Origin of the sequence: Collimonas sp. OK607 (assembly GCF_900111995.1) — a bacterium.
Taxonomy (GTDB): domain Bacteria; phylum Pseudomonadota; class Gammaproteobacteria; order Burkholderiales; family Burkholderiaceae_D; genus Collimonas.
In genome coordinates this window covers 63,738-84,213 of sequence record NZ_FOKF01000020.1, presented here as the reverse complement: position 1 = coordinate 84,213, position 20,476 = coordinate 63,738, and the positions used below count along the sequence as shown (strand labels likewise).

Annotated in this window: 21 protein-coding genes; 8 read left to right on the top strand and 13 right to left on the bottom strand. The window is 58.8% G+C overall.

The window, feature by feature from the left end; genetic code table 11:
* Positions 1-142: 142 nt before the first annotated feature.
* Complete coding sequence (locus BM029_RS14980; protein WP_092437310.1) at positions 143-445, bottom strand: putative quinol monooxygenase; 303 nt, start codon at positions 443-445, stop codon at positions 143-145.
* Between the two features lie 128 nt (positions 446-573).
* Positions 574-1,599 (bottom strand): NADP-dependent oxidoreductase, encoded by a 1,026-nt coding sequence (locus BM029_RS14975; RefSeq protein WP_092437309.1) that lies wholly within the window; start codon positions 1,597-1,599, stop codon positions 574-576.
* A gap of 190 nt (positions 1,600-1,789) precedes the next feature.
* On the opposite strand from BM029_RS14975, the gene BM029_RS14970 reads away from it, so the two are divergent.
* The 5 genes from BM029_RS14970 (at position 1,790) to BM029_RS14950 (ending at position 5,758) form a co-directional block, all read left to right on the top strand.
* Positions 1,790-2,131, top strand: coding sequence for a DUF4242 domain-containing protein (locus BM029_RS14970; RefSeq protein ID WP_371329124.1), 342 nt, complete (start codon positions 1,790-1,792; stop codon positions 2,129-2,131).
* A 154-nt stretch (positions 2,132-2,285) separates the two neighbouring features.
* Positions 2,286-3,506 (top strand): helix-turn-helix domain-containing protein, encoded by a 1,221-nt coding sequence (locus tag BM029_RS14965; RefSeq protein WP_092437305.1) that lies wholly within the window; start codon positions 2,286-2,288, stop codon positions 3,504-3,506.
* A 46-nt stretch (positions 3,507-3,552) separates the two neighbouring features.
* Positions 3,553-4,257, top strand: a complete 705-nt coding sequence (locus BM029_RS14960) for a glutaminyl-peptide cyclotransferase (RefSeq protein ID WP_092437303.1) — start codon at positions 3,553-3,555, stop codon at positions 4,255-4,257.
* An 88-nt stretch (positions 4,258-4,345) separates the two neighbouring features.
* Complete coding sequence (locus BM029_RS14955) at positions 4,346-5,140, top strand: DUF899 domain-containing protein (protein WP_092437301.1); 795 nt, start codon at positions 4,346-4,348, stop codon at positions 5,138-5,140.
* Between the two features lie 30 nt (positions 5,141-5,170).
* Positions 5,171-5,758: a hypothetical protein gene (locus BM029_RS14950; protein WP_092437299.1), complete on the top strand. Its 588-nt coding sequence runs from the start codon at positions 5,171-5,173 to the stop codon at positions 5,756-5,758.
* Here the strand turns inward: BM029_RS14950 and leuD are convergent.
* Genes leuD through BM029_RS14935 form a run of 3 tightly spaced genes read right to left on the bottom strand, consistent with a single transcriptional unit; the run spans position 5,727 to position 8,695 of the window.
* Positions 5,727-6,371 (bottom strand): 3-isopropylmalate dehydratase small subunit, encoded by a 645-nt coding sequence (gene leuD / locus BM029_RS14945; protein ID WP_092437297.1) that lies wholly within the window; start codon positions 6,369-6,371, stop codon positions 5,727-5,729. The genes BM029_RS14950 and leuD overlap by 32 nt on opposite strands.
* On the bottom strand, positions 6,364-7,800 hold the full coding sequence (gene leuC / locus BM029_RS14940) for a 3-isopropylmalate dehydratase large subunit (protein WP_092437295.1): 1,437 nt from the start codon (positions 7,798-7,800) through the stop codon (positions 6,364-6,366). Before leuC ends, leuD begins: the two co-directional genes overlap by 8 nt.
* A 16-nt stretch (positions 7,801-7,816) precedes the next feature.
* Positions 7,817-8,695, bottom strand: coding sequence for an alpha/beta fold hydrolase (locus BM029_RS14935; RefSeq protein WP_092437293.1), 879 nt, complete (start codon positions 8,693-8,695; stop codon positions 7,817-7,819).
* A 98-nt stretch (positions 8,696-8,793) separates the two neighbouring features.
* On the opposite strand from BM029_RS14935, the gene BM029_RS14930 reads away from it, so the two are divergent.
* Positions 8,794-9,717: a LysR substrate-binding domain-containing protein gene (locus BM029_RS14930; RefSeq protein WP_092437291.1), complete on the top strand. Its 924-nt coding sequence runs from the start codon at positions 8,794-8,796 to the stop codon at positions 9,715-9,717.
* A gap of 3 nt (positions 9,718-9,720) precedes the next feature.
* On the opposite strand, the gene BM029_RS14925 is transcribed toward BM029_RS14930, so the two are convergent.
* Entirely contained in the window at positions 9,721-10,578 is an 858-nt protein-coding gene (locus BM029_RS14925; RefSeq protein ID WP_092437290.1) for a pirin family protein, read from the bottom strand.
* A gap of 189 nt (positions 10,579-10,767) precedes the next feature.
* Between BM029_RS14925 and BM029_RS26300 the strand changes: the two genes are divergently transcribed.
* Positions 10,768-11,145, top strand: coding sequence for a LysR family transcriptional regulator (locus tag BM029_RS26300; protein WP_244545065.1), 378 nt, complete (start codon positions 10,768-10,770; stop codon positions 11,143-11,145).
* Positions 11,146-11,148: 3 nt separating this feature from the next.
* Positions 11,149-11,694, top strand: a complete 546-nt coding sequence (locus tag BM029_RS26295; RefSeq protein ID WP_244545064.1) for a LysR substrate-binding domain-containing protein — start codon at positions 11,149-11,151, stop codon at positions 11,692-11,694.
* A 12-nt stretch (positions 11,695-11,706) separates the two neighbouring features.
* On the opposite strand, the gene BM029_RS14915 is transcribed toward BM029_RS26295, so the two are convergent.
* From BM029_RS14915 to BM029_RS14885, 7 genes are all read right to left on the bottom strand, one after another.
* Positions 11,707-13,218: an efflux transporter outer membrane subunit gene (locus tag BM029_RS14915; RefSeq protein WP_092437288.1), complete on the bottom strand. Its 1,512-nt coding sequence runs from the start codon at positions 13,216-13,218 to the stop codon at positions 11,707-11,709.
* Positions 13,219-13,228: 10 nt separating this feature from the next.
* Positions 13,229-14,380: an ABC transporter permease gene (locus tag BM029_RS14910; RefSeq protein WP_092437286.1), complete on the bottom strand. Its 1,152-nt coding sequence runs from the start codon at positions 14,378-14,380 to the stop codon at positions 13,229-13,231.
* On the bottom strand, positions 14,377-15,366 hold the full coding sequence (locus BM029_RS14905; RefSeq protein ID WP_092437284.1) for an ABC transporter ATP-binding protein: 990 nt from the start codon (positions 15,364-15,366) through the stop codon (positions 14,377-14,379). Before BM029_RS14905 ends, BM029_RS14910 begins: the two co-directional genes overlap by 4 nt.
* A complete protein-coding gene (locus BM029_RS14900; RefSeq protein ID WP_092437348.1) occupies positions 15,363-16,343 on the bottom strand; it encodes an HlyD family secretion protein in 981 nt (326 codons plus the stop codon). The genes BM029_RS14905 and BM029_RS14900 overlap by 4 nt, the downstream gene beginning before the upstream one ends.
* Before the next feature lie 21 nt (positions 16,344-16,364).
* Positions 16,365-17,006 (bottom strand): TetR/AcrR family transcriptional regulator, encoded by a 642-nt coding sequence (locus BM029_RS14895; RefSeq protein WP_244545063.1) that lies wholly within the window; start codon positions 17,004-17,006, stop codon positions 16,365-16,367.
* 243 nt (positions 17,007-17,249) lie between these two features.
* A complete protein-coding gene (locus BM029_RS14890; RefSeq protein ID WP_092437280.1) occupies positions 17,250-19,178 on the bottom strand; it encodes an SPFH domain-containing protein in 1,929 nt (642 codons plus the stop codon).
* Positions 19,179-19,331: 153 nt separating this feature from the next.
* Positions 19,332-20,456 carry a heavy metal-binding domain-containing protein gene (locus tag BM029_RS14885; RefSeq protein ID WP_092437278.1) on the bottom strand — a complete coding sequence of 375 codons (1,125 nt, stop codon included), beginning with the start codon at positions 20,454-20,456 and terminating at the stop codon, positions 19,332-19,334.
* Between the last annotated feature and the right edge of the window lie 20 nt (positions 20,457-20,476).

Below are 20,476 nucleotides of genomic sequence, written 5' to 3'. Positions count from 1 at the left end.
CGCTTAAAAACGTTACCATAAAACGTTGCCATACCTCAATTGTAATTGACTACGACAAACTGCCAGCGACAAATCTCATGAGTTGTCAGGCGCATCGCCGAAGCGCAGAAATTCCGGTTCCGGCGATGGCATGATGGATCACTTATCGTGACTGTTTGGCCGCGAGGATATCGATTCGTTCGATAGCCGGTGGCTGCGAGAGTAGTTCCGCTGCCCTTGCCATCAAGGCCGCGGCGACTCGCCCCGTGAGATGCGCTTGCCGCCCGGCGTCATCTGGAAAGGTGTCGAAAATGCCATACGATAGTGGCCCCAGTTTGATGGCATACCAGGTAGTCGTTGCCGGCTCCTGTTGTACAACTGCCAAACCGTCGCGAAGGAAAGCCTCGACATCCATCTCTTTGCCCGGCTTGACTTCCAGTCGAACGAATAAACCTACCTTAACCATGATCGATCTCCTTTTGAGATACAAAAATGTCCGGCAAATTTATGGGTTACAAGATCGATTCGTCGGACATGTCTTCCCTGCGGATGTTCAGTCTAGCCACGCGACGGCACAATGCAATGTCAACGCTGTCAGACCCGCACCAGCAATTTACCTATGTTCTTTCCCTCAAAAAGACTGTTCAGCGCCTCTGGCAGTTGCTCGAAGCCATCCATATACGTCTCCTGGAACACGATCTCGCCGTTTTTCACCCACGGCGCCACGATAGCCAGCATCTCATCCATCCGATTGGTGAAATCACGCGCAAGGATGCCCTGGATGGTTGCCCGTTGAAATAGCATGTGCTGCAAAAAGCGCGGCCCCAGATCAGGCGTATCCAGCCCACCGTCGTACTGGCTGATCGCGCCGCAGATGATGATGCGGGCACGCCGCTTGATCAGTGGAATGACGGCGTCGGTAATCACCCCGCCCACATTATCAAAGTAAATATCGACGCCACCGGTAGCCGCTTGAATTGCCGCGCTCAGCGCTGCCGGCGTGGTATGTGCGCGATAGTCGACCGCGCCATCGAGCTTCAGCGTCTCGGTAAGGAATTTGCATTTTTCAGGGCCGCCGGCGATACCGATAACCCGGCATCCTGCCCGCTTGCCGAACTGCGCAACCAACGAGCCGACCGCACCGGCAGCTCCCGACACCAGCAAGGTATCGCCAGGACGTGGGCGGCCGGCTTCGGTCAGGCCGAACCAGGCTGTCCGCCCCGGCATGCCAAGCACGCCCAGCGCAGTCGATACCGGTGCAGCACCCGGATCAAGTTTGGTCAGCTCGCTGTGATGGCAGCGGGCGTAGAGTTGCCAGCCACTGTAAGCCGAGACCCAATCGCCCGGCTGAAACAGAGGACTGGCGGAAGCTACCACCTCGCCCACCACACCGGCGCGCTGGACGATGCCCAGCGGATGCGGCACGTCGTAGGTATTGCGCTCGTGCTGCTGGATACGGATATACGGATCGACGCTGACGATCCGGGCTCGCAGGATCACTTCGTTAGCGGACAGATTGCCGTCAAGTTCGGTTTCACGCAGTTCGTAGTGTTCGTTGCTGACACGTCCTTCCGGACGTCTGACGTAAAACCATTGCCGATTCTGGTAGATGTTTTGCATGTTAGAAGCTCAGTTGCCTTTTGGACTGCCAGTGTAGCCAAATTGTGATGACTGCGTCGAACTGGCTCATACCCGCGCGTTGCATTTAAGATAATATTCTCACAAAGAACCTGGTAGTTATTGCTCATCAGCATGCTCTGAAATTTTTACAATCCGGACCTGCCGCCGTGGTGTATAACTAATAGATATCATGACGTGCGTGAAGAGTTGGAGCCGGCGAGTGTGGTGCTCGCCCGGAAATCATCATGAGGGGAATGCTATGCCAAAGTACGTAATTGAGCGTGAAATTCCAGGGGCCGGGAAATTATCATCGCAAGAACTCCGAGCCATTTCGCAGAAGTCGTGCAGCGTGCTAAACACGATGGGACCACAGATTCAGTGGCTCCAAAGTTATGTTACCGGCGACAAGGTCTACTGCGTCTACATCGCGCCAAATGAAGAGCTGATTCGGGAACATGCACAGCAAGGGGGCTTCCCTGCAAACCGTGTCTCCGAAGTCACCACGATAATTGACCCGACTACGGCAGAGTAGTACCGCCCAATAAGGCGTTCCACCGATGTCCCTTCTTCGGCTTCGCTCCGGCGGGGCCGGGGCCGAGCCTGCGCGTTAGCGTGCCTGATACCCGGAAACATCACAAACTTCACAAACGCGGCACGACACCGGCGCGGCGTTGTATCCTCTCAGCATGGATTCCCTGATCGCCGCCTCCGCGCGGGCCCTCGCCGCTGGCGATGCGCTCGGCGCCCTCAAACGAGTCGCCCTGCGCGACGATCCGCCTGCGTTGGCCTTGCGCGGCATTGCCATGGCCCAGCTCGGCGAACATCCGCGCGCCCGCGAACTTCTTCGACGCGCCGCCCGTGGCTTCGGCGCCCACGAAGAGCTGGCGCGCGCGCGCTGTGTCGTCGCCGAGGCTGAAGTGGCGCTGGCCGTGCGTGATCTCAACAGTTCACCACGCTCTTTGGCGGCGGCCTTGGCCACGCTGGAGGCGCACGCTGACCATGCCAACGCGCTGCAGGCACGGTTGATCGCGGCGCGCAGGCTTTTGCTGCTTGGCCGACTCGACCAGGCCGAAGCGGTATTGGCACTACTCAATACACATGGCCTGCCGCCTTCGCTGGCGGCGGTGGCCGAACTGGCAGCGGCGGAGCTGGCGTTGCGCTCGCTGCGTATCGAACTTGCACGGACCGCGCTCGCCCGTGCGCAAGAGGCAGCCGGTCGCGCACGTGTACCAGCGCTCCTGGCCGAAGTGGCGGAGGCACAGAGCGCGCTCGATCGCCCTGCCGCCCGGCGCCTCTTTGCCGGCGGTGAACAGGTGCTGCGTCTCGACGAGGTCGCAACGCTCCTGGCCTCCGACACGTTGGTAGTCGACGCTTGCCGTCGCGGCTTGGGCGTCGGCGCCGCGTGGCGGCCGCTGGCGCGCCGGCCGGTACTGTTCGCTTTGGCGCGCGCACTCGCCGAGGCGTGGCCTGGCGATGTCGATCGGGAAGCCTTGATCGCGTGTGCGTTTCACACCCGCCTCCCCAACGAGTCGCATCGGGCGCGGCTACGGGTCGAGATCGGCCGCCTGCGCGCGCTCGTCACGGAGCTGGCGCATATCGACGCCACTGCCCGAGGTTTCGTCCTCAGGCCGCACGGCGAGCGTGCTGTTGCCGTGCTGGCGCCACCCGTCGACGGCGATCAGGCATCGCTGGCGGCGTTGCTTGCCGATGGCGCGGCCTGGTCGACCTCGGCCCTTGCACTGGCCCTGGGGGCAAGTCAGCGCACCGTCCAGCGCGCGCTGGTCGAACTTGAGGCCGCCGGACGGGTACGTTCGATCGGGCAGGCGCGGACGCGTCGCTGGCTGTCGCCGCCGCTGGCAGGATTCACGACAATCTTGTTACTCCCAGCTTCACTCCAGATGGAATAGAGTTCACTTACGGCGCCAATCCGAAGCGCGCCACAAGGAGCCCGCAATGACCAGCAAGACCAGTAACGCTAGCAACCCCGGCAACACTAGCAAAGACAAACCCCAGGCAACAACGCGCACAGCCGAGATCGTGCGCGAATATGGCCCCTTCCCGGGCGTCGACAGTGTGGCCGGCGTGACGCACGACGGCCAACGCGTCTGGGCCGCCACCGGGGCCAGGCTGATCGCCTTCGATCCCGCCAGCGGCGAGCCCACGCGCACACTCGAGTGCCCCTGCGACGCCGGCACCGCCTTCGACGGCACCTACCTTTACCAGATCGCCGAGAAGCGCATCGACAAGATCGATCCCGCCAACGGCAACGTACTGGCATCCATCCCCGCGCCCGGCCACGGCAACGACTCGGGGCTCACCTGGGCCGAGGGCAGTCTCTGGGTGGGCCAGCACCGCGACCGCAAGATCCACCAGATCGATCCGGCGACCGGCACAATCATCCGCACCATCGAGTCCAACCGTTTCGTCACCGGTGTGACCTGGGTCGACGGCGAGCTGTGGCACGGAACATGGGAAGGCGACGAGAGCGAAATACGCCACATCGATCCGGACAGCGGTGCTGTACTCGATCGACTGGAGATGCCGCCGGGCACATTCGTCAGCGGACTCGAGTCCGATGGCGCAGATCTCTTTTACTGTGGCGGCGGCGGGAGTGGAAAAGTTCGCGCCGTAAGACGCCCGAAAACGGTCAGATCCTGATCGCTGATCGTATACCGCCCGGCCACCAGCGCGGCTGGACCGGCGCATTGAAAAATCCAGAACGGCTCTTCGAGCCAAGGAGAACATCATGAATACCTCCGTTGCCAAAACACGTCCCTTGCCCTTGAACCACCCCGTCGTCTCCAGCGATCGCTGGCTGAGCGCGCGCAAGACCTTGCTGGCGCGCGAAAAGGAACTGACGCACCTGCATGACCAGATTGCCCGCGAACGCCGCGAACTACCGTGGGAACGCGTCGAGAAGAACTACGTTTTCGACACACCCGAAGGCCGGCGCACGCTCTCCGAGCTGTTCGAAGGCCGCCGCCAGCTGCTGGTGCAGCACTTCATGTTCGGCCCGGGATGGGAGCAAGGTTGCCCGAGCTGCTCTTTCATGGCGGACCACAGCGACGGCATGAACGTACACCTGGCGCATCGCGACATTACGCTGGTGGCCATTTCGCACGCACCGCTGGTCGATATCGAACGTTTTCGCCAACGCATGGGCTGGCAGTTCGGGTGGGTGTCTTCGCATGACAGCGATTTCAACCAGGATTTCCACGTCAGCTTCACGCCGGAAGAAATGGCCAAGGGCGAGGTCTACTACAACTACGGCATGCAGTCCTTCCCTGCAGAAGAGGCGCCCGGTATCAGCGTGTTCTACAAGGATGACGCGGGCGAGATCTTCCACACTTACTCGACCTACGGCCGTGGCGTGGAGGTCATGATAGGCGCATACAACCTGATAGACCTCACGCCCAAGGGTCGCGACGAGAACGACGTGCCCAACAAAATGGAATGGGTGCGCCACCACGACCGCTACGATACGGACTCGATCGGGAAGCCGGCATCGACAGCTGGTTCATGCTGCGATGCGCACGTCTGAAGCGCGGACTACCTGAGCGCGGAGCACATCATGTTGAGCCTTTGGCCATGGCTGGCGGTGGCAGGGATCGGCGCCCTTCACGGGTTGAATCCTGCAACCGGCTGGATGTTTGCCGCCGCCTGGGGCGTCCGGTCGCGCGATCGGTCGCGGGCGCTGCGAGCCTTGGTGCCGATCGGGATCGGGCACGCTGCGTCGGTCTTGCTAGTGGCCGCCGCAGTAGCGCTTGGCCTGACGATGGATCGCATCGTGTTTCAGGCCTTGGCGGGCGTGTTGCTTATCGTCGTGGTGGTGTATCACCTGTCGGGCCGCAAAGACAAGCGGTCTCGGACGCCGGCAGGCCATGCCGGGCTGGCGCTCTGGTCTTTCATGATGTCCACCGGACACGGCGCCGGATTGATGCTGGTGCCGGCGCTTATCCCGATTTGCATGGGAGACGCGCCAGCCCGCGACATCACGGCATCCGGCTCGCTGACGCTGGCACTCGCAGCCGTGGGCGTTCATACAGCGGCGATGCTCGTAGTTACCGGCGCGATCGCCTCGGGGGTTTGTCGCGGCTTCGACGGCGGTGCCCGCTTGCTTCAAATCCTCAGGCGGAAGCCTCCTGCGGTGCCTCGCTGAACAACACTTTACCCCATGGAAAAGCCGCATGGTACGTCTGTTCGAATGCCTCGATCTGCGGCAGCAGCTGCATCGTCGCGCCCACCATATCGAGCCCTTCAACGATCATCTTTTTATGTCGCGCACCAAGCACAAAGCCGAATACATGCGAGGCGCAGCGGATCTCCATCTTTTCCAGATCGATATCCAGGCGTTTATCGATTGCCAGGTCTTGCAGCAGCAGTGCGATTTTTTCTGGTTCCAGCACGATCAATAGCAAACGATTATTCAGGGCATTGCTGAAGAATATTTCGCCGAAACTGGGTGCAATGACCGCCCCGACGCCCAATTGCTGCAACCCCCATACCGCATGTTCGCGACTGGAGCCACAACCGAAATTAGGGCCGCCGATGAGAATGTTTGCATTCTTGTATTCAGCGCGATTCAGTACAAAATCAGGTTTTGGCCGACCATCAGGATCAAACCGCAAGTCAAACAGGACACCCTTGTCCAGCCCTTCCCTGGTGATGATTCTCAGGAATTGCTTGGGCATGATCTGATCGGTATCCAGGTTGTCGATCAGCAGCGGCGCTGCGATGCCGGTTATGTGTGTCATGCGGGTCTTGTCATCCATGCAGATTCTCCAGTGTGCGGCTATCGCTGATGCATCCGCTTATCGCAGCTGCCGCGGCCATGGCGGGACTCATCAAATGGGTGCGCCCGCCTCTGCCTTGGCGCCCTTCGAAATTGCGGTTGGTGGTTGAAGCACAGCGTTCGCCTGGCGCCAGGACATCGTCATTCATCGCCAGGCACATGGAGCATCCAGGCTGGCGCCATTCAAAACCGGCGTCGGTGAAAATTTTCGCCAAACCTTCCTGTTCGGCCTGCCGCCGCACCTCCCCGGAGCCGGGAACTACCATCGCCCTGACCGTTCGCGCGACATGACGGCCGTTGATCATCGACGCCGCGATACGCAGATCCTCGATGCGGCCATTGGTACACGATCCTATGAAAACCCGGTCGATCGGCAAGCCAAGCAAAGTCTCTCCGGCGGTCAGCCCCATATATTGCAAGGCTTGCGAAATAGTGGTGCTGGCATGCTCATCGGCTGCCGATGCGGGATCTGGGATCATTGCGGTGACTGCCATCGCCTGATCGGGGCTGGTGCCCCAGGTCACGAACGGGGCGACTTCCGAGGCCGAGAACACATGTTCGACATCAAAGACTGCATCGGCGTCGGAATAGAGCTCCCTCCAATCCCCGAGCGCTTGCTTGAATTCTTCCGGATCCAGATTGCCTGCACGCTGCCTGATATAGTCGAAAGTGATTTGATCAGGCTGGATCAACGCCGCCCTGGCTCCCGCCTCCACCGCCATATTGCATAAAGTCATCCGCGCCTCGGCCGACAACGTTGCAATCGTCGAACCCGAAAATTCCACCGCATACCCGCGCGCGCCCTGTGCGCCTATGCGGGCGATGATCAGCAAGATCAGGTCCTTGACCGAGGTACCGGCGGGAAGCACACCGTCGACCTTGATATGCATGTCTTGCGCCAGCCGGTAAACCAGCGTCTGCGTGGCCAAGATGTGTTCCACCTCAGAGGTGCCGACGCCAAATCCCAAGGCGCCCAGCGCGCCATACGTGGTAGTGTGGCTATCCCCGCACAGCACCACCATGCCCGGACGGATCCAGCCATGCTCGGGCGCAATGATGTGTTCGATGCCTTGCTGTTCGTGGTTGGTATCGAACAGTTTGATGCCGAAATCGCTGCAATTGCGCTTCAGGTTGCTCGCCTGTAGCGCCGACGCGGGATCGATAATCACACGGCTGGCGACGCTGACCGGATGGGTCGGGATTATGTGCGAGACTACTGCCAACTGTTGTTGCGGCCGCAAGACTTTACGATTCTTCTCGCGCAGGCCGCTGAATGCTTGCGGGCTCGTGTATTCGTTCATGATATGCAGGTCGACGTACAACAGCACATGCTGTTCATCGAGCCGGGTGACGGTGTGCGAATCCACCAGTTTCCTGTAAAGCGTACGCTGCAAGACATTGCTATCCATGGTGTGCCTCGCCCGCTCAGACTGTGAAAAATGGAACAACTTCAGCCAGCAAGGCATCCGGCGCTTCCTCGGGGATGTAGTGGCCGCAGGCCAGCGCCTTGCCGCTTAGCTTGCCGGCCAGATGCTGCCATTCTTGCAGTGGCTTAAAACACTTTTCGATGACGCCCTGCGCACCCCACAGAACCAGGGTTTCGCACTGTATCTTGCGGCCCGCTGCCAGATCCTGGCGTTCATGTTCCAGATCGATGCCGGCGCTGGCGCGATAGTCCTCGCAGATGCCGTGGACGGTGGCCGGATCGCTGAGGCAACGCAGATACTCGGCGTAGGCTTGCTGCGTGAACGGTGCCAGGCCGGCACTGCGGCCGCCTATCGTATGCTTCAGGTATTCCTCGGGATGCGAGCCGATCAGCAGTTCGGGGAAAGGCGCCGGCCGGATCAGGAAGAACCAATGGAAATAGGCGGTGGCGAATGCCATGTCGGTCTGTTCGTACATGGCCAATGTCGGTGCGATATCCAGCAATACCAGCTTGCTCACCGCATGCGGATGATCAAGCGCCATGCGATAGGCGACCCGGCCTCCGCGGTCATGCCCCATCAACAGGAATTGCGGAAAACCTAATTGCGCCATCAGGTCGATCTGATCCTGGCCCATGCTTCGTTTGGAATAATTGCTATGGTCCGGCAGTCCCGCCGGTTTGCCGCTGTCGCCGTAGCCACGCAGGTCTGCCGCAATAACAGTGAAGCGGCTGGCCAGCTGCAGCGCCACCTTATGCCATATCACATGCGTTTGCGGATGCCCGTGCAGTAACAACAGTGCCGGGCCACTGCCGCCGCGGATGTAATTGATCTGTGTGCCGTTGACGTCCGCCATGCCGTGTTCGAATCCAGAAAACATTTGTCGACCTCTCGCTTTTTTGCTTACAGCGATTGTATAACCGGCTTCAGAATTTATAATTCATTAGAATTAACTCTATTATTTCTTTAAAGTTAAGAATGAATACGATCTCGGATCTCTCTTTTTTTGCCATCCTGGTCAAAGCCGGCAGTCTGGCGGCGTTGGCGCGCGAACTCGGCGTTACGCCGCCGGCGGTTACCAAGAGACTGGCGAATATAGAACAGCGATTGGGCGTGCGTTTGCTGAATCGGACTACCCGAAGCATGAGCGTCACTCATGAGGGAGAGATATACCTGGCCGATGGCACGCGTATCCTGGCCGAAATCGAAGCGCTGGAACGTACCGTCAGTAACAGCAGGGCAATACCGAAAGGACTGCTGCGCATCAACGCCAGTTTCGGCTTCGGACGCAAACATATCGGCCCGGCCGTTTCGGCATTCAGCAAGCGCTATCCGGAAGTAGAAGTTCAATTGCAGCTTTCCGACCGCCCCTTGAACCTGGCCGACCAGGCCTTCGATATCGGCATCAGGATTGGCGAAATGCCGGATGCCCGCATCATTGCGCGCAAGATCGCCTCCAATCGACGCTTGTTATGCGCGGCGCCAGCCTATCTGATTCAACATGCAGCTCCGCCTTCTCCACGTGACCTTCAAAAACACGCTTGCATCGTGTTGCGGGAAAACGATGCCGCTTACGGCAGCTGGCATTTAAGCAAAGGCAAGCGCCACGAGACCGTCAAGGTACGTGGCACGCTTAGCACTAACGATGGCGAGACTGCGCTGGAATGGGCGCTTGCGGGACACGGCATATTGATGCGCTCGGAGTGGGATGTGGCGCCGTATATCCGATCCGGACGGCTGCGCCAGGTGCTGGACGACTGGACGCTGCCGTCGTCCGATATTTTTGCAGTCTATCCCGAGCGCCTGAACCTGTCTGCCAAGGTCACCGCGTTTGTCGATTTCCTTGCGCAACGCTTCAAATCCCATCTGGCTCAATCGAGAGATTCGGAAAACTCCTGGTGATCGTCAGGAAGGCAATTCCAGCCGCCCGAACTCGCCACCCTGATATGCCTGGAGACGATCATTCATTTGCTCCCGCGTATTCATCACAAACGGGCCATGCTTGACCAGCGGTTCGTTGAGAGCCGGGCCGGACAGGATTACAAAATGTGCAGAGCCGGCTGCCGTCAGCCTGAGCGTTGCCGCTCCGCCGACGCCTGCCGCGCTCGCCTCCGCCAACACCTGGCGCGTGGCATCGCTGTCCGCGCTCAGGGTTAACCGGCCTTGCACGGCATAGACCATGGCGTTCCAGCCGGCCGGCACGACATGTTCAAAGACCGCGCCAGTTTCCAGAAAACCATCCAGCAGCGTGAACGGTTCCGGCAGGACCGCCGGCGAAACCACTCCCTGCGATTCTCCCGCCACCACCCTGACCCGCACGCCGGCAGAGTGGATTTCGGGTATGTCGACGCTATCCACATGCACCGCATACGGATCGATAAGCTTCTTGCCGGCAGGTAGATTGACGAAAATCTGCAAGGCATGCACATGCGGATTCTCGCCTTCCGGCTGCTCGGTATGCACCGCCCCACGGCCGGCAACGAACCAGTGCAGGTCACCCGGGTGAATCGGCCCCTGGTTGCCGAGCGAATCGTAATTCACGTGCGGACTGGTGGAGTCCTCAAACATATAGGTCACCGCCGATATGCCCGCGTGCGGATGCGGATCGAAGGTTGGCGCGGTCATGTGGAAGTGGTCCAGCATGACGACCGGATCAACCAAGCCGTGGAACTCGTTTTCTGCAAAATGTTTGACATGGAAACCATGGCCGATTTCCATGCCATGGCCGACGACGATTTCCGAGATACGCAATGTATTGTTCATGCAAAGCCCTTTGAAAGTAGAAAACTGGCTTGACCTGTTTCTTCGTGGGTGACGGGTTCAAATACCAGATTTGGATGAGATGGATTATGTTCTTGCGACGATCATAGATAAAGGTGCAAAATAACAACTTATCGTTTCATCAGCAGAACGATAAATTTGAACGATGGCGCAATCGACAGCTATATCCCAATGAACCCTCTATCTATCGACCTGAACGACCTCTACCTGTTTGTCCAGGTAGTGGAGCGACACGGCTTTACAGCGGCAGGAGATGCTCTCGGCATTCCGAAATCCCGTATCTCGCGCCGCATCGCACAATTGGAGACGCGGCTAGGCTCACGGCTGCTGCAGCGCACTTCCCGCCGCATGAGCCTGACCGACGCCGGCCAGGAGCTCTATCGGCATTGCGTGGCGATGGTTGCGGAAGCGCATGCCGGCGAAGATGCGGTACGCAAGCGGCTCGACCAGCCAACCGGCGTTGTGCGGGTCAGCCTGCCGGTAGCCATCGCCGACATCGTGCTGGCGCAGTTGCTGCCGCGCTTCATGCAGACCTATCCCAAGGTGTAGCTGATGGTCCAGGCAAGCAATCGCAGCGTCGATCTGATAGAGGAAAATATCGATGTGGTGGTACGTGGTCTCGGCATCGGACAGGAATCGTCGAGCCTGATCCAGGCCAACCTCTGTTCGGTACGCTGGGCGCTGGTGGTGAGCCCGTCTTACCTGACGCAGGCCGGCCCGATCGACAACCTGGAGAGCCTCGCCAAGGCAGATGCCCTGTTTTACGGATCGATCAACGAAACCGAAGCCGCATGGCGCCTGCTGGGACAGAATGATGCACGTCACCACATACCGGTCAGCAGACTCAGATTGCAAACCGATAACTTAGCTATGCTTAAGGAAGCAACCCTGGCCGGCATGGGCGTAGCCGGGTTGCCGTTGTATGCCTGCACCGCCGAACTGGCAGCGGGCAGGTTGAAAGTGGTGCTGCCGGAATGGCGGCCGAGGGCCGGCCACCTGGTGGTGCTGTTTCCGTCACGCCGCGGCCTGGCGCTGGCGGTTCGGGCGTTTGTGGATTTTCTGAAATCGGAATTGCCTGGCTTGCTGGAGTTCAAATGATCGCATGCGCCATCATTTGCAGTCTTGAATGCAATCGTCACCCGCATCTGACGCATTCCACCAGCCGCCTCCCAATGCTTGCAACAATGCGGCCGTGTCGGTAAATCGCGCCGCTTGCGCAACCGTCCGGTCCAGGTCGGTTTGCATCCGCTGGCGCTGAGCATCCAGCAAACTGAGATGGCTGACGCCGCCGGCCTGATACTGGCGCTGTGTGAAAGTCAAACTGTCCTCCGCGTTCACGGCTGCCTGTGTCCTTGCCTGCAAGGCCCGGGCGTCGTTCTCCAGGGCCCGCAAGGAATCCGCCACCTGCTGCAACGCCTGCAATACTGTCTGCTGATAACCTGCTGCTGCGGCATCGTAGGCGGCAATCGCCGAGCGCTTTTTAGCGCGCAGTTCGCCGCCATGGAACAACGGCTGCATCAATTTGATGCCGATGCTCCAGACATTCAGGCTATTGGCAATCTCGGAAATACGCGTCTGCTCCGCCCCCACGCTGCCGGATATGGTGAGTCGCGGATAGAGATTGGCCGTGGCCACCCCGACCTGTGCGCTGGCCTGATGCAGCGTCGCTTCCGCCGCCCGGATGTCGGGGCGCTGGCGCGCCAGTGCCGAGGGCAAGCTCAACGGCAAGGTAGCCGGCAGCGTCAGCGTATTCAAATCCAGCGGCTGCAAATCGACCTGGGCCGGTGCTTTACCCAGGTAAACCGCCAGCTGATGGCTGACCTGCGCCAGTTGCTGCCTGAGGGCAGGTAACGCAGCCTCGCTCTGCGCCACCAACGTGCGCTGGTTTTTCAGATCCCGCCGGGCGATACCGCCGGCGGCAAACCGTTGTTCCATGATGTCGAGCTGCTGAAGCTGCAGTCGCAGCATTTGCTCGCTACTGACAATCTGGGTACGCAGCGAGGCTTGCCTGATGGCTGCGGTCACAACATTGGCTGCAAGCGTCAACCGCACCGCTTGCAATTCATCGGCCTGATTCTGCACTTGCGCCTGCAGACCTTCCAGCATGCGGGTATTAGCGCCGAATGCGTCTACGGTATAGGACACATCAACCGCAGCGTTGTACAGCGTAAACGGCCCGGCCTGCGGCACATTCGGAATGCCGAGAGCCGCTGTATCGATCTGCTGGCGCGTACTACCCAGCTGCAGGTCGACTTGCGGATAACGAGTGACGCCAGTCTGCCCGCTCAGGGTTTCGCGGGCCTGGCGCAAGGTGGCTTTGGCCTGCGCCATCAAAGGACTGTTGGCTAGAGCTTCACGTACAAGTGTATCCAGCTGCGGCGAATGAAACAGCGCCCACCATTGCGCCGGGATATCCATGGCTGGATCAAACCGTTGGGCGACGCCACCCGCACCTGCGCTTGCTACGGTCGCCGTGACCGGAGTGCCCGCCGTGTACTGCTGTACAACTGGCGCTGCAGGCGTTTGGAAATCCGGGCCGACAGCACAGCCGCTCAGCAAGCCAGCAATAATCGGCAGGAACCAAAGCGGCGTCATGTGCACGTGAATCAAATGGGCTCTCATCACAATGTCCTCAATCCAGCGTACGGCGATAAAAGCGTAGTGCAATTCCCATGACGATGACCGTGAACAGCATCAGCGGCCAGACATTAGGCCACAAATCTACCCATCCATTTCCTTTAAGTAGAATGCCGCGTATCAGACGATTGAAATAAGTCAGCGGCAGCAGATTGCCTATGAATTGCGCCCACTTCGGCATGCCTTGGAACGGAAACATGAAGCCCGACAACAGGATGTTAGGCAGGAAATAAAACATCGTCAGCTGCATTGCCTGCAGTTGATTCTGCGCGATCGACGACAGCGTAATGCCAACTGTCAGGCTGGCCGCAATGAACAGCAGCGCTGCCAGATAGATGGCAACCACGCTGCCCGCAAACGGCACATGAAACATGAACCGCGCGCCGAGCAGGATGATGCTGGCCTGGATAAGGCCGATGGCGATATACGGCATGATCTTGCCGGTCATGACTTCTATCGGCGATACCGGCGTCGCCAGCAGGTTTTCCATGGTGCCGCGCTCACGTTCGCGGGTCATCGACAAACCGGTCATCATCACCATCGTCATCGACAGGATGACGCCCATCAGGCCCGGTACGACGTTGTATTGTGTGATGCCTTCCGGGTTATACAGGCGCTGGACCTGCACATCGAAAGCCGGCTTGCCGCCATTGAATTTAGCCAGCGCGCCTTGCAGATCCTTATCGGCCACCGATTGCACCAGTTGCGGCAAGGCCGCCAGCGCCATGCCGGTGGCGGTAGGATCCGTGGCGTCGGCCTCCACCAGCAGCGCCGGCCGTTCGCCACGCAGCAGGTTGCGGGTAAAATCGGCAGGAATATTCAATACGAACAGCACTTTCCCCTGCGCCAGCGCGGTGCGGGCGGCGGCCTCATTCGGCAGCTCGGCGACGATATCGAAATAGTCGGACGCTTTCATGGCGGCGATGAAGGTGCGCGTGAACTCGCTGTGATCGGCGCTGATGATGGCGGTCGGCATGTGTTTCGGATCGCTGTTGATGGCAAAGCCGAACAGCAGCATCTGCATGATGGGGATAACCGTAATCATGCGTACCGTGACGCGATCGCGCATCAGTTGCAGGAACTCCTTGAGGACGATGCTCCACCAACGAGAGAAAGATAAACCCGATAGACCCGAAAACCTGCTCATGACTGGTCTCCGAAGTTATCGGTCGAGCGGTTCATCATGTAAATGAAGACATCTTCCAGGCTGGTGTCGATCAACTCCATGCGTAAATCCTGCCCCTGCGTCATCTGGCGCAGGGTTTTCTCCAACAGCGCGGCGTCTTTGCCGCATACATGCAGGGAAGTGCCGAACACCACCAGTTGATCTACCCCGGGCTGATCATGCAGTCGCCGGGACAAACCGACCAGCTTGTTATCGTGAATATCGCCGTTGCGGCTGTTGTAGATGGCCCAGGTGCTCAAGCCCTGCCCGGCCACCACTTCGGCAGCCGTGCCTTGCACCAGCAACTTGCCATAGGCCAGATACGCCAGCTTGTGGCAACGTTCGGCCTCGTCCATGTAATGGGTGCTGACCAGGACACTGATGCCCTCGGCTGCCAGCCGGTGTAGCTCCTCCCAGAAATCACGCCGTGCCGCAGGATCGACCCCGGCGGTTGGTTCGTCCAGCAACAGCAGTTGCGGCTTATGGAGCATGCTGGCGGCCAGCGCCAAACGCTGTTTCCAGCCACCGGAAAGGGAGCCGGCCAGCTGCTTGGCGCGGCTGCTCAGCCCGAGCTTTTCCAGGCTCTGATCGACCACTTCCCTGCGATTTTCCATTTCGTAGATGCGGGCCACAAAATCCAGGTTCTCGCGGATGCTGAGATCATCCCAATAAGAGAATTTCTGCGTCATGTAACCGACCCGCCGCTTGATCTGGTCGCTTTGCTTGATGATATCGAAGCCGAGACAGGTGCCGTGACCGGAATCAGGCGTCAGCAAGCCGCACATCATGCGGATCGAGGTAGTCTTGCCGCTGCCGTTAGGTCCGAGGAAGCCGAATATCTCGCCACGCCGCACCTGTAGCGAAAGATCCCTCACCACATGCTTGTTGCCGAAGTGTTTGTTGATGCGATCGACATCCACCACCAGCTCGCCGTTGGCATTGTCCGCGCCGGTGCTGCCCGCTGTCATGGCAATCTCACTTCGACCGGTTGCCCCGGGTGCAGTTTGAGCGCATCGGCCGGCGCCGGACGAGCCTCGATCATATAAACCAGTTTGGCACGCGACTGATTGCTGTAAATGATGGGCGGGTTATATTCCGATTCGGTCGAGATATAGGAAATATGCGCCGCTACCTTAGCCTGGCAGCCGTCGCAACTAAGCGTCACGGCCTGGTTCAGCTTAAGCCGGCCGAGCGTGGTTTCCGGCACGAAGAAACGGATTTTCACATTTTCCGGCGGTAGCATGCGCAGCACCGGATTGCCTGCCGCCACCCATTCGCCCTCGCGGTACATCGTATCGAATACCAGGCCGCTGCGGGTTGCCGTCACGGTCTTTTGCGCCAGCTTCCAGTCCGCCTGATCCAACACCGCCTGTGCAGCAGCAACCTGCGCCTGTTGCGCACGGACCTGGGCCTCGCGGTTCGGCAAACGGTCCACCGCCAACTGGCTTTGCCACTGCCTGACCTGTGCCGCCGCAGTCTCGGCTGCGGCGCGTGAATCGTCGAGTTGCTGTTTAGCGATGCCGCCGGCCTGAAACTGGAGTTGATCGCGGCTCAGCTGGAGCGCGGCCTTGGTGGCAGTGGCCTGGGCTTGCAGCAGCTGTGCCCGCGTAACCTCTTGCTCCTGCGGACGCTTGCCGCTCTGGATATCGGCCAGCTGCGCCTGGGCGGCGTTCAACTGGCGTTGCGCCTGGCGCCGGGCAGCGATTTCATCGCCCGATTCCAGCATGAACAATGGCCCGCCCGACGCCACCTGCTGTCCGCGCTGGACCGACAGATGATCGAGACGGCCAGGTTGCGATGAGGCGACGTATACATATTCGCCTTCCACATAGCCCTGCCAATCGTTGTCGTTGTTTTGCGTACACCCTGCCAACGCCAGATAACAGAGAGATGCGGTTACAAGGACTGATGATCGCTGCAAACGCTTACCAAGGCTATACGGCATAGACATGGAATTTTTCCTCGGTTATTCGTCGGTACGCGCAATCGCCGGCAGCGCCAGCCCGTGCAGCAGCAGCGCCTTGATGTGTCGTTTCAGAACTTCTTTGTCCAGCAGCGCCGCCTTGTTCAAGGCCGGCAACAAGGGTCTGTTCTTCAAGGTGCGCGCCATCGCCAGCGGCAACATGGTCAATCCGAGCACCGAGATAAAGATCAGGCTGGGCTCTAGTCCCGGATTGATCGTGCCCGCTTGCTGGCTGCGCCCGATGTTCTCCGCGAACAAGGCAAGCTTGGCCAACGGCACCCGCCGTACCATGCGTTCCCGCAATTCACCGCCATCGCTCAGGACTTCCCGCACCCACAAGGCAGGCATCCACGGCATGGTTTCGGTGGTGGCGATCATGCGCTCGACGATGTCCATGATCATCTGTTCAGTAGATTCACCGCCAGTGATCGGGTCCCAGATGCTGTTGACGAACAGGCAAACCCGCTCGTCAACCACAGCCTCGATCAGTTGGTCGCGGTTATTGAAGTAGTAGTGCACCATGGCCGAAGTAACGCCGGCCTGGCGCGCAACCGCTGCCACGGTGGTCGCCGCGATGCCTTGCGACGAGAACAATAGCGTGGCGGTATCGAGCAGTTTTTCGCGGGTGTCCTGATCGGAAGCCACGGGACGTCCGCGGGTTGGCGTTGGTCGGTCCATGTAATTGAGATTAATCAATGCATTAATTAATTACAAGGACGGATATGTAACGCGAAGGCTCAGGAAATATCTGATAAATTACATTAAAAATGTGATTTATCAGTTTGATTTAAAACTATATTTTAAAAAAAATTCAGATGGATTACCGCCATAAATCATGAAAATTCATGATTATGGCGGTAGCATCCTGGCAAGCTCATCCGGCAATCATCATGCGCGCGGCCCCTCATCGCGCTTCAGCGACTGCGCCAGCTCACCGGCTTTCAGCGACCCCATCAGCGACAGCAAGGTATTGAATGCATTGGTATCGCCACCCCCGCCCATCTGGATCTGTGGCACCAACGGCACCTTGGACGTCTCGAACGCTTCGGCCAGGCGCAGCATCACGGTTTGCATCAGCTGTTTATCGGCGCCCTCTCCTTGCAACGCTTCCGACTTGGCCTTGATCGCCGCAGCTTCGGCTTCACCCACCGACTTGATCGCCGATGCTCGGCCGGAGCCTTCCATTTCCTGCTTGAATTTTTCCGCATGCGCCAGCGCCTCGATCTCCTGGCGCTTCTTTTCGGCCGCTTTCACATTCGCGGAACCCTGGTTTTCCTTGATCGAGATATCCACCAGCGATCCGGTCAGCTCCTTCTGTTTGGCGGCGCGCTGCTCTGCCTCGTTCAGCTCGCGTTCCTTGTCGGCGGCAATCTGCTTTTGCGCGAAAGTCTCCACCTGTTCCCGTGCAATCTGGCGGTCACGCAGTTGGGCCATGATGTTTTCAATCTTGGTGTCGCCCGGTTGCGGCTTGGGCGTGCCGATCAGTACTTCCTGGAATTCCAGCGAGTAAGCCTGGAAGCGTTCCTTCATATCGGCCGATGCGTTGGTCTGTAACTCGCTGCGCGACTGGATCAGTTCAATAAAGGTCTTGGTCTGCGAGACATTCTTGAAATACGAGGAAACCATGGGATCCAGCGTTTGCTCCACCAGTTGCGCCACATTGCCGAAACGCTGCACTACCATCGGCGCCTTGCGGTAATCAATATGCACCACCACCGACAGCGGCAATTGCGGCTCGAAGGCATCCTTGGTAATCAGGGTGATTTCGCGCAGGTTGTTATCGAAACTGGAGCCGCTCTCACCGGATTTCCACATCAGGACGAAGTTGGTGGTGGGAACCAGCTCGATTTTGCCGGCATATGTGTTGAACGCATACTTACCCGGCATCAGCGGATCGCGCCATACACCGCGGCAACCGCTCTCGACCAGCTCGCCGTGGCTGTATTCCTTACCCGACAAATCGGAACCTTTGCGGCCGGTATAAGAAACAACTACCCCCACATAACCCACCGGAATGATGGTTTTCTTGATCAGCTCGACTGTCGCGAACAGGCGGTTGATGTAATACGTTCCCTCCACCAGCACGCGTTCCTGGCGGCCGCGCAAGCCGCTGGCGGCCAGGAATTTTTCCGGCTCCTGGAACGAGTTGTGGCTATCGCCGACGTCCGGCGCCAGCAATTCGTCCTTAGGCAAGCCGGGGCCATCCTGGACGGTGACGATGGCAAGCTGGTCTGAATCATGTGTGCCGGCTACTTCTTTAAGCACTACAGGAGTAAAGCCGCTGCGCTCGTCCAGCACACCGCGCATCTGCTCGTAATATGCCTTCTCCTTGGCGTCCAGCGACAATGAATAAGTGGCCTCTTCCGTCATCACGACAAACAGGGCCGGATTGATGATGTGTGTGCCTTCACGCAAAATTTTGCGTTGCGGGCCTTTCTGGCCGCCGCCTTCAAGGAAAGACCGCACGTCGCGGAAATCTTCCACCTTGGCGTTGTCTGCCAACGTCTGCCCGGCAGGCAGATCGATGCCGTCGCGCGCAAAAACATAGCCGATCTTGCCCTGCGTGACAGAAACCATGGGATGGATATGTACGCGAAACTGGAAAGGCGCAAAGAAATGAAAGCCGCCGCGCCGCAAGTCGGGCTGCAGACCCGCTTCGCCATGCAAGGCCAGCAAGCCAGCCTTCACTGATCCGCTGGAGCTCCACAATTTCTCGACGACGCCGATCCTGTCATTTGGAATGTATCGGATGATTCCCGATACGGAGAAAAATACCGCAAGCAAGATCGCAACTGTAACCAGAATAATTAGCGCCATGGGAAACCATCCCAGGCTTGATAATAGATTAGACATATCGTTTCTTTCTTATTTTTGAACGACTATTTTCCCTGCCGGCGAGCATCCGCCAGCCATCGTGGCATAGGGAGAGTGGCAAAAATACGTTGTCAACACTCTCCGGATTTGGACAACTCAGGGATTTCCGTTGCGGTCCAGCGAAAAGCCGAAATCGCCGTCAATCCAGGTGTCCTTGTCGCGAATAATTGCCTGCGCCGGAAGCGCGGCGGTCTTGACCGAAAACCCCTGCATTTTTTTGACCGCAGTACCGATCGCCATGAACTCGACCAGTCCGCTGCCTATTTCAGCGATATAGGTCTTTACGCCGACGACTTCCTCGGCGCCGAGCGCATCGGCTTCGCTTTTCAAGCGCTCGATCGCAATCTCACGCGCATCATGAATCAATGTAGTCAGATCGCTGATCTCGCCTTTGGTGAACGATTTGAACGCGGCCATAAAGCCGCCCACCACGCCCAGCGAGTAGATCGATGTCGACATCAACAGCTTTACCGGCGCGTAGCCGAGGCTGCTCATTGCCCACAACTCCTCACCGGTCAGATCGCTGGTGACGGGACTGCCGTCCGCGCTGGCCGGAAGCGCGCTGTGGCGAGATGCCGTACCGGCCATCAGCATTTCATGCGTCCCCATCCACGGCAGGATGGTAGTGCGGATGCCGACTACAGCGTTGGCGCCATCGGCCTTGGCCTGACTGACCAGCCGTTCCAGCGCTTTGTGACGCGTGGCATTGAAGATATTGCTGTACTCCGCGATTTCACCGCGCACCAAAGTCTTCAGCGATCCCATGATGCCGCCGCCGACGCCCATCGAATAGGCGATGTTGCCGAATGCATGCTGGATCGGTTCATAACCGGCATCCATATGGCAATACAACTCCTGTGCATCGCCGGCTGTGGTGAAGAAGCGGCCTGATAGTCCGTGCGAATGGACGCATGAACCCACAAACAAAAACTCGGTGCTGCCGCTGAATGATCTCAATTCACTGGAAACCCCTGCTACGCCTGAGGCTCCTGCTTGCATTGCTTCCTTGGTCATGCGTTCGAATGCATTGGCGCGGCCTTCGTGAATCGCCGCAGTCACTTGCGAGATCTCGCCGCCAAGCATGTTTTTCAAACCGGCGCCGATCCCACCAAGAAAGCCCATCGAATTGACGCTGTTGCCTACTACGATTTCACCTGCCGAATAATTCTTTAACGCCAGGCAGAAAATCTCATTCCCGGATAAACCAGTTACTTTAGCCATACGCCATCCTTTTTATCGAC

Bases quoted from the DNA above. Each gene is read 5' to 3' on its own strand.
- BM029_RS14980 (WP_092437310.1), bottom strand. From the start codon at position 445: ATGGTTAAGGTAGGTTTATTCGTTCGACTGGAAGTCAAGCCGGGCAAA.
- BM029_RS14975 (WP_092437309.1), bottom strand. From the start codon at position 1,599: ATGCAAAACATCTACCAGAATCGGCAATGGTTTTACGTCAGACGTCCG.
- BM029_RS14970 (WP_371329124.1), top strand. From the start codon at position 1,790: ATGACGTGCGTGAAGAGTTGGAGCCGGCGAGTGTGGTGCTCGCCCGGA.
- BM029_RS14965 (WP_092437305.1), top strand. From the start codon at position 2,286: ATGGATTCCCTGATCGCCGCCTCCGCGCGGGCCCTCGCCGCTGGCGAT.
- BM029_RS14960 (WP_092437303.1), top strand. From the start codon at position 3,553: ATGACCAGCAAGACCAGTAACGCTAGCAACCCCGGCAACACTAGCAAA.
- BM029_RS14955 (WP_092437301.1), top strand. From the start codon at position 4,346: ATGAATACCTCCGTTGCCAAAACACGTCCCTTGCCCTTGAACCACCCC.
- BM029_RS14950 (WP_092437299.1), top strand. From the start codon at position 5,171: ATGTTGAGCCTTTGGCCATGGCTGGCGGTGGCAGGGATCGGCGCCCTT.
- leuD (WP_092437297.1), bottom strand. From the start codon at position 6,371: ATGGATGACAAGACCCGCATGACACACATAACCGGCATCGCAGCGCCG.
- leuC (WP_092437295.1), bottom strand. From the start codon at position 7,800: ATGGATAGCAATGTCTTGCAGCGTACGCTTTACAGGAAACTGGTGGAT.
- BM029_RS14935 (WP_092437293.1), bottom strand. From the start codon at position 8,695: ATGTTTTCTGGATTCGAACACGGCATGGCGGACGTCAACGGCACACAG.
- BM029_RS14930 (WP_092437291.1), top strand. From the start codon at position 8,794: ATGAATACGATCTCGGATCTCTCTTTTTTTGCCATCCTGGTCAAAGCC.
- BM029_RS14925 (WP_092437290.1), bottom strand. From the start codon at position 10,578: ATGAACAATACATTGCGTATCTCGGAAATCGTCGTCGGCCATGGCATG.
- BM029_RS26300 (WP_244545065.1), top strand. From the start codon at position 10,768: ATGAACCCTCTATCTATCGACCTGAACGACCTCTACCTGTTTGTCCAG.
- BM029_RS26295 (WP_244545064.1), top strand. From the start codon at position 11,149: ATGGTCCAGGCAAGCAATCGCAGCGTCGATCTGATAGAGGAAAATATC.
- BM029_RS14915 (WP_092437288.1), bottom strand. From the start codon at position 13,218: ATGAGAGCCCATTTGATTCACGTGCACATGACGCCGCTTTGGTTCCTG.
- BM029_RS14910 (WP_092437286.1), bottom strand. From the start codon at position 14,380: ATGAGCAGGTTTTCGGGTCTATCGGGTTTATCTTTCTCTCGTTGGTGG.
- BM029_RS14905 (WP_092437284.1), bottom strand. From the start codon at position 15,366: ATGACAGCGGGCAGCACCGGCGCGGACAATGCCAACGGCGAGCTGGTG.
- BM029_RS14900 (WP_092437348.1), bottom strand. From the start codon at position 16,343: ATGCCGTATAGCCTTGGTAAGCGTTTGCAGCGATCATCAGTCCTTGTA.
- BM029_RS14890 (WP_092437280.1), bottom strand. From the start codon at position 19,178: ATGGCGCTAATTATTCTGGTTACAGTTGCGATCTTGCTTGCGGTATTT.
- BM029_RS14885 (WP_092437278.1), bottom strand. From the start codon at position 20,456: ATGGCTAAAGTAACTGGTTTATCCGGGAATGAGATTTTCTGCCTGGCG.